Source organism: Thiolapillus sp. (assembly GCF_048562965.1).
Lineage (GTDB): Bacteria > Pseudomonadota > Gammaproteobacteria > Chromatiales > Chromatiaceae > Thiolapillus > Thiolapillus brandeum_A.
This window is the reverse complement of sequence record NZ_JBHNMF010001074.1, coordinates 1-928: the sequence shown is the minus strand read 5'-3', so window position 1 is coordinate 928 and position 928 is coordinate 1. Positions and strand designations below refer to the sequence as shown.

The following is a 928-nucleotide window of genomic DNA, read 5'->3' as shown; positions in this document are numbered from 1 at the left end:
CCACAAAGAATGATCGCCTGGCCCTGGCGCAGCAGACCCTGTTCCAGATCAGCGAGGACAACATCGCGTCTATCGAGGCCACGGATGAACTCAATACGATCTGGAAAAACATGGGGGGAATCGGTGAATTCCCCGGTGGCGTGATCGGAGATGACGGAAAAAAGAAAGTGTCTGTCAATGAAATGCTCAAGCTCATGGTGGACGCCCGGCTTTCCAACGCGAATTGGGCATCGGACGTGAATGGTCTTCTGCAAGAAGGATTGACCCAACGCATGGTGTTCATGCAGGCCTTGGAATTGCGATTGCTCTATGAAATCATGGATACGCAAAAACGGCTATTAGCCATCGAGGCTACGCGATTTAGCGACGACACGAACAAGACGTACAATCCACCACTGGATCAACTGCGCGCCACCGTCATAAGCGGCCGCAGAACAAAATAGTATGGAGGGGCACAATGAATTGGGCTTGCGTTATCCCTGAATATCCTAAACAGAATGAGGCCGTGGTCGCCGTCCTGGACGGGGAAACCATAACGGCAACAGAAATAGCTGCCGGTCACGATATGTGCTGGCAACTCAATGATGAGCGACCACCGCTGACGCCTGAGCAACGTAAACTGAGCATGCAGCTGGCAGACCTGGGCCTTTCCGATAGTCTCTTGTGGAGCGTTATTGCCGCAGACGCATACGGCATGATTACGCTGCTGCCTCCCCTGCCCCATAGTAAGCGGGCGGCCCTGCAGACCGCGCAGGGCGGGCGTTACCTTACCCACTTCCCTGCTTTATGCCATATTCATGTGGACCCCCTGGATCCTGATAGCGCCCCCCTGACGGGCATTGCAATACGGCGGCGGGGAGACGATAGATTGATTGATGCTATAACGCTCTCTGGTGATGAAGATACCCCTGTGTTCACCCGTCTCCGG

The 928-nt window shown here is 54.5% G+C and carries 2 protein-coding genes; both read left to right on the top strand.

From position 1 onward, the window contains the following. A partial coding sequence (locus ACOCD2_RS22365; protein ID WP_293702806.1) for a hypothetical protein occupies window positions 1-443 on the top strand: 443 nt, incomplete at its 5' end. A 14-nt stretch (window positions 444-457) separates the two neighbouring features. After that, on the top strand, window positions 458-928 hold a 471-nt coding region (locus ACOCD2_RS22360; protein ID WP_293652401.1), incomplete at its 3' end, for a hypothetical protein.